The following is a 6,882-nucleotide window of genomic DNA, read 5'->3' as shown; positions in this document are numbered from 1 at the left end:
CATGTTGATCGTCTTGGAGATCGCGCCGGAAATGAACGGCTGTGCCGCAGCCATCATGCGGATGTGGCTTTCCACCGACAGGAAGCGCTTCCCAATCCGGCCGCAGGGGTTGGCGCAATCAAAGACCGGATAATGCTCTTCCTTCAGGAATGGGGCACCTTCCAGGGTCATTGCGCCACAGACATGAGTGTTGGCGGCTTCGATGTCTGCCTTGGAGAACCCGAGGAACGGCAGAAGCTCGAATTCGGGATCTTCCAGTTGCGCTCCGGTTACGCCAAGCGCCTTCATCTGGTCATCGCCAAGCGTCCAGCGGTTGAAGACGAACTTGATATCGAAGGCCGATGCCATGCCGCCCTTGAGCTTTTCAAGGCTTTCGGCGGTGAACCCCTTGGCGGTGAGAGCCGCCGTGTTGATCGCCGGTGCCTGATCGATCGAACCGTGGCCGACGGCATAAGCCTCGATCTCGGCAATCTGGCTTTCAGAGTAGCCGAGCTTGCGCAAGGCTTCCGGAACGGCGCGGTTGATGATCTTGAAGTAGCCGCCGCCGGCAAGCTTCTTGAACTTTACAAGAGCAAAGTCGGGCTCGATCCCGGTGGTGTCGCAATCCATGACCAGACCGATGGTGCCGGTCGGGGCGATCACGGTCGACTGGGCGTTGCGGTAGCCGTTCTTCTGGCCGAGCTCAAGCGCGCGGTCCCAGGCCTTTCTGGCCCGTTCCACGATGACCTGGTCGGGGCAGGAGGCATGGTCAAGGGCGACCGGTTTGGTGTTGAGGCCCTCATATCCCTTGGTTTCGCCATGGGCGGCGCGGCGGTGGTTGCGGATCACCCGCAGCATGTGCTTTGCGTTTTGCTTGTAGCCGGGGAATGCTCCCAGCTCACCGGCCATTTCCGCCGAAGTGGCGTAGGAGACACCTGTCATGACCGCGCTCAGCGCGCCGCAAAGCGCCCGGCCTTCAGCTGAATCGTAGGAAATGCCGGAGGTCATCAGCAGGCCGCCAATATTGGCATAGCCAAGGCCAAGCGTGCGGTATTTGTAGGAAAGCTCGGCGATTTCCTTGGACGGGAACTGTGCCATCAAAACCGAGATTTCGAGAACGATGGTCCACAGCCGGACGGCATGTTCATAGTTGTCGATGGCAAACGAGCCGTCTTCCTTGCGGAACTGCATCAGGTTCAGGGATGCAAGGTTGCACGCCGTGTCATCCAGGAACATGTACTCCGAGCAAGGATTGGAGGCGCGGATTTCGCCAGCCGCCGGGCAGGTGTGCCAGTCGTTGATCGTGGTATGGTACTGCAACCCCGGGTCTGCGGACGCCCAGGCGGCATAGCCGATCTGTTCCCAAAGCTCCTTGGCCTTGATGGTCTTCAGGGTTTCACCGGACCGGCGGGCGGTCAGGTCCCAGGTGCCGTCGTCGATCACGGCCTGCAGAAAGCCATCCGTGACCCGAACGGAGTTGTTCGAATTCTGGCCGGATACGGTGAGATAGGCTTCCGAATCCCAGTCTGTGTTATAGGTCGGAAATTCGATCTTGGTGAAACCCTGACGGGCAAACTGAATGACGCGCTGGATGTAGTTTTCCGGCACCATCATCTTTTTGGCCGCGCGAATTTCACGCTTCAGGGCGGGGTTCTTGGACGGGTCGAAACACTCGCCATTGTCCGCTTCGCAGTTCACGCAGGCCCGCATGATTGCGGTGAGGTGCTTCTGGCAGATCTTGGAGCCGGTGACGAGAGCGGCCACCTTCTGCTCTTCCTTCACCTTCCAGCTGATATATTCCTCGACATCGGGATGGTCGACATCGACCACGACCATCTTGGCTGCGCGGCGCGTCGTGCCCCCGGACTTGATCGCACCGGCCGCCCGGTCGCCGATCTTCAGGAAGCTCATCAGGCCGGACGACTTGCCGCCGCCGGACAGCTTTTCACCTGCGGCACGCACTCGCGAGAAATTGGATCCGGTGCCAGAACCGTACTTGAACAGGCGTGCTTCGCGGACCCAAAGGTCCATGATGCCGCCTTCATTGACGAGATCATCTTCAACCGACTGGATGAAGCAGGCGTGGGGCTGCGGGTGTTCGTAGGCGGTGGCGGACTTGGTCAGCTTGCCGGTCTGGAAATCCACATAGTAGTGGCCCTGGCTCGGTCCATCGATGCCATAGGCCCAATGCAGGCCGGTGTTGAACCACTGCGGCGAATTCGGGGCGACTTTTTGTGTGGCTAGCATGAAACGCAGCTCGTCATAAAATGCTTGCGCATCCGATTCGCTGTCGAAATAGCCGCCTTTCCAGCCCCAATAGGTCCACGTGCCGGCAAGGCGGTCAAAGACCTGGCGGCCATCGATTTCCGAGCTGTAACGCTCGGTTTCCGGCATTTTCTTGAGGGCCGTCTCATCGGCCTCGTGGCGCCACAGCCAGGAAGGAACCGTGTTTTCCTCGACCGGCTTCAGCTTGGCCGGAACACCGGCCTTGCGGAAATATTTCTGGGCCAGAATGTCGGAAGCGACCTGCGAAAACTGGGCCGGGACCTCGATATTTTCCAGACGGAAAACAATCGACCCGTCGGGATTGCGGATTTCGCTCGTCGCCGTCCGAAATTCGACATCGGCATAGGGCGACTGCCCTTCCTTGGTGTAGCGCCGTTCGATCCGCATTTCTTGTCCCCTTGTGTCATGCCTGTTCCGGTGGTTTCTGCCAGCCGGACCGCAACCAAAATTCTCTGTTGTCCGGGCCGTGTACGCCCGGCCGGCGCCGAGGCGCCGATCTGTTTCGTTGGGTCGATGAGTGACCCTTTATGTGGTGTTAGTTGTCGAATGTCATACTAGATATAGTGATCATCAACAGCTTTGTCACACCGAATGAAAATGTAAGCACGCGCAAACCCGTCCCGGCCATCTTGGGTGCGATGACAAGGCAGATACGCATGAACTGGTTACTGGATGGATTCGGGAAACGTGGCTACCCGCCCCGATACGCATACCGCTGATGGTGGGAAATTAGTGTAAAGGAATTCTTACCGTCAAGCGCTGACGAACAACAGCTAGTATCGTATTTGTGGGCAAGCCCAAAATGTGGTGTGGACGTGTGGATAGCGGGGACCTGGCGATTCCATAAGGAAAAGCCTCGGATTCCTGCGGGGCGGCATGCAGAGGGATTGCGAAACGCGCGCGGGAATCGCCTCGCAAGCCCCCGGAAAGATAAGTTCGATTTTATGAAGATTTGACGAAGCCGCATTCGGCGGTTTGCGCGGACTGCATATTCGGAGCCTGAGTCGTGCCAATGGCGGGGTTTTCGATCAATTCTTCACGGTCATGAGACTTCACGCCGCATACAGCCTGTCTCCGGAGGATCTGGATATTGTTGTCATTGAAGACAGCAAGCCAATGCAGACAATCCTGCGGTCGATGCTTCTCAGTTTCCGGATCAAGCGCCTGCGGGTTTTTGATTCGGTCAATGATGCTTTGGGATCCATGACGATTGATCCTCCGAACCTGATCCTGACCGATTGGCGCATGCGGCCGACCTCTGGATACCAGATGTTGCGCCTGATTCGGCATCGGCGGATGGAGCCTCTTTGTTTTGTGCCGGTTCTTTTCGTCACGGCGCACGGAACGCGGCCTCTCGTCGACAAGGTTCTGCGGGGAGGCGCCCACCACATCCTGGTCAAGCCAGTTGCGCCCTCTACCTTGTGGAAGCGCCTGCTGTGGCTGTTGAATGACGCGCGTCCGTTCGTTCTGGATAAGGGGAATGTCTACAACATCAGGGGCATCGACAGGTTGCTGGACGATCAGGCCGCACGGCTGCACAGTCTGGCGGCGGGACGGATCCAGACCTTGATTGCCCGGCAGCGTGGGGTTGCCGGGACCGGATTGCAGATTGCGCCGGAGATTGCGCGTGGCGGTCTGGCGGGCAAAAGGAACAGACGATGAGAAGACCGTTCCTGGCGCTTGAAACCGGACGTCGTGCCGGGGAATTGGGACAAAACATTGCAAAACGACCCCGTGGGCGGTAACTCGGGTCTGGACACGTCCCTTGCCGGGCGTCATATTCCGCGCCAAAATATCAAGACGGCATGATGCGCCGCCGCGCGCCGCAGCCAGCTCGCAATTGACCATCGCCAAGGACGGCCGAGACCAATGAAAAACCTGCTGATCGATATGTTTACCTGGTGGAACAGCCAGACGATGGGCACGAAATTCTTCACCTGGCGCAAGGGGGAGTTTGTTGGCGAGGACGAGTTCGGCAACAAGTATTACCGTGAGCGGGGCGGCAAGAAGCGCTGGGTGATCTACAATGGTCTCGCCGAGGCGTCGGCCATTCCGCCAGGCTGGCATGGCTGGATCCATCATCGGGTCGATACGCCCCCGAGCGAGGAGAGCTATCAGCCGAAATCATGGCAAAAAACGCATGAGCTGAACCATACGGGTACGCCTCTCGCTTACCGGCCGGACGGGTCGATCCTGACACCGGAAAAACGCCCCGAGGTCACCGGAGACTATCAGGCCTGGACGCCGGGGCAGTAACTGCGCAGGCCTCAGTATCGGCAACATGCATGATTTTAAGCCCGACGGTTTGGCGGGTTTTTTATTGGATTTTCCGCTTCGGATATCCAGGGGCACGGATCTCGAAACCGGCCTTGGAATGCCGGAACCCGAGACGTTCATAGAATTTCTGTGCCTTTGTATTCTGCGCACCGGTCATCAGCATGATCTTGTAGCATCCGGCCTCAAAGGCGCGATCCATGGCGGCCGTCATGAGTTGTTTGCCGAGGCCCTTGCTGCGGTGCCCGGATGCGGTGACGACATTTTCTATGATGGCATAAGGCGCACATCCGCGCGTCAGATTGGGCGTGATCACCAAGGTGCAAGTCGATACCAGGCGATTGCCGGTCTCGCCAACCAGAATTGTCACGCCGGGGTGGTGCAGCAAAGTGTCAAACGTAGCCCGTTGCTTGGAGTTTGAGGCGCCGAGGTCGTCCGGAATCAGGTGTGCGTATAGGCCGAGCAGTTCCTGAAAGTCGGATTCGATAGCGGTTCTGATGAGCATTTCGCATTCAACATGTACAGACGATCAAATAAAAAGCCCGCCAAACTGGCGGGCTTTTTGGTTGCGCGGATTACTCGACCGGAACGTAGTCTTCCGGGGTCAGGCCAAGCCGTTCATCAAGGTAGCCGCCGCAGCGATCCATCAGCTCGTCCACGTCATTTTCGAAGAAGTGGTTCGCGCCCGGGATTGTCTGGTGGTTGATGACGATGCCCTTTTGGGTCTTCAGCTTGTCGACCAGCGTCTGCACATCCTTTTGCGGCACAACCTTGTCGTTGTCTCCATGGATGATCAGTCCCGAAGACGGGCAGGGGGCGAGGAACGAGAAGTCATGCAGGTTTGCAGGCGGGGCGACGGAAATAAAGCCTTCCACCTCCGGGCGGCGCATCAGAAGCTGCATGCCGATCCAGGCTCCGAAAGAAAAGCCCGCGATCCAGCAGGCGCGTGCATCCGGATGCACCGTCTGAACCCAGTCGAGCGCCGCAGCTGCATCGGACAGCTCGCCCTGACCGTGATCGAAGCTTCCCTGCGAGCGGCCAACGCCACGGAAATTGAACCGGAGTACTGCAAAGCCGCGTTGCGCGAACATGTAGTACATCTGGTAGACGATCTGGTTGTTCATCGTTCCGCCGAATTGCGGGTGTAGATGCAAGACCAGTGCGATGGGTGCATTCCGCTTCTTGGCGGGATGGAACCGGCCTTCCAGCCGGCCGGCGGGACCGTTGAAGATCACCTCAGGCATAAAGAGCGATGTCCTTTTTCATAATGGCAAAAACCTGCGCATAACCGCACAGGACCGGGGGGCATTGTACGTGGAACTCCTAAGACTAAACTTGACTCTTAAGCTCCAAGTTTCTAGAACCTTGTTTAGAATTATTCGAAACAGACAAGCCCGGTCAGGTGCGTGACGCGGTTTCGTCAAGATTGGGCACGTTTACGTCATCGCATAGGAAAATATCAAGTTTTCCGTGACGGTGGCTCAAACAAACATAAGCAGTCCGCAAGGGCTGTGCCATCTGCAAGCGGATATTTAACGAGACCATGCCGAGGCCCGACCCTGTCTATCTTGATCATAACGCCGGTGCGCCCCTGCGTCCGGCGGCCCGTGAGGCGATGATAGATGTGCTGACGGAGGCCGGGAACGCGTCTTCTGTTCACGGGCATGGCCGCAAGGCGCGTGGGCGTGTTGAGAAGGCCCGCGAGCAGGTTGCGCGTCTTTGCGGGGCAAAAACGCGTGCTGTCACGTTTGTCTCGGGGGCAACGGAAGCAAATATGACGGCCTTGACGCCGTCCTGGCGGGATCAGGGGGCGCCGGTTTATCTGGATCGCTTGATTCGCAGCGCCGTTGAGCACCCGTCGATTGTCACCGGCGGGCGCTTTCCGGTGAAGGATCAGCAGGTTGTTCCGGTCGATAGCTCCGGTCGGGTGCGCCTTGAAGTCTTGAAAGAGATGCTGGCTGGTGGTGATGCGGTGCTGGTCTCGGTGATGGCAGCCAACAACGAAACCGGTGTCATCCAGCCGCTGGAAGCTATCGGTGCGCTGGTCAAGGAGTTTGGCGGCCTGTTTCATGTGGATGCGGTTCAGGCAGCCGGGCGGCTGCCGATCAATATGGACGCCTGGCAAGCCGACGCGATTTCCATATCCGCGCACAAGTTTGGTGGTCCGCAAGGGGTGGGCGCGTTGGTTGTGCGTTCGACCGCGCGGGTTCCGGCCCCCTTGATCAACGGTGGCGGGCAGGAGAACTGGCGCCGTTCGGGGACCGAAAATGTCGCTGCCATCACCGGATTCGGTGTCGCTGCCGAAGCCGCTGCGAGCGAGGCCGGTGATCTTGGCCGCTTAGA

The 6,882-nt window shown here is 58.5% G+C and carries 6 protein-coding genes; 3 read left to right on the top strand and 3 right to left on the bottom strand.

What is annotated here, in order from left to right:
• The coding region (locus tag E1297_RS05595) for a vitamin B12-dependent ribonucleotide reductase (protein ID WP_155135043.1) at nt 1-2,652 on the bottom strand (2,652 nt) is incomplete at its 3' end.
• A 657-nt stretch (nt 2,653-3,309) separates the two neighbouring features.
• On the opposite strand from E1297_RS05595, the gene E1297_RS05590 reads away from it, so the two are divergent.
• Nucleotides 3,310-3,927 (top strand): PleD family two-component system response regulator, encoded by a 618-nt coding sequence (locus E1297_RS05590; protein WP_155135040.1) that lies wholly within the window; start codon nt 3,310-3,312, stop codon nt 3,925-3,927.
• Between the two features lie 207 nt (nt 3,928-4,134).
• Entirely contained in the window at nt 4,135-4,521 is a 387-nt protein-coding gene (locus E1297_RS05585; protein WP_155135037.1) for an NADH:ubiquinone oxidoreductase subunit NDUFA12, read from the top strand.
• 61 nt (nt 4,522-4,582) lie between these two features.
• Here the strand turns inward: E1297_RS05585 and E1297_RS05580 are convergent, their stop codons facing one another.
• Together E1297_RS05580 and E1297_RS05575 are read right to left on the bottom strand one after the other, a co-directional pair.
• Nucleotides 4,583-5,044, bottom strand: a complete 462-nt coding sequence (locus E1297_RS05580) for a GNAT family N-acetyltransferase (RefSeq protein ID WP_155135034.1) — start codon at nt 5,042-5,044, stop codon at nt 4,583-4,585.
• Nucleotides 5,045-5,114: 70 nt separating this feature from the next.
• On the bottom strand, nt 5,115-5,783 hold the full coding sequence (locus E1297_RS05575; protein ID WP_155135031.1) for an alpha/beta hydrolase: 669 nt from the start codon (nt 5,781-5,783) through the stop codon (nt 5,115-5,117).
• Nucleotides 5,784-6,082: 299 nt separating this feature from the next.
• On the opposite strand from E1297_RS05575, the gene E1297_RS05570 reads away from it, so the two are divergent.
• Nucleotides 6,083-6,882 (top strand): cysteine desulfurase family protein (locus E1297_RS05570; protein WP_155135028.1); only part of this gene is annotated, 800 nt, incomplete at its 3' end.

The sequence above is a fragment of the Roseibium sp. RKSG952 genome (assembly GCF_009711355.1).
The sequence above is the reverse complement of the archived record's forward strand: the minus strand, read 5'-3'. Positions and strand labels throughout refer to the sequence as shown.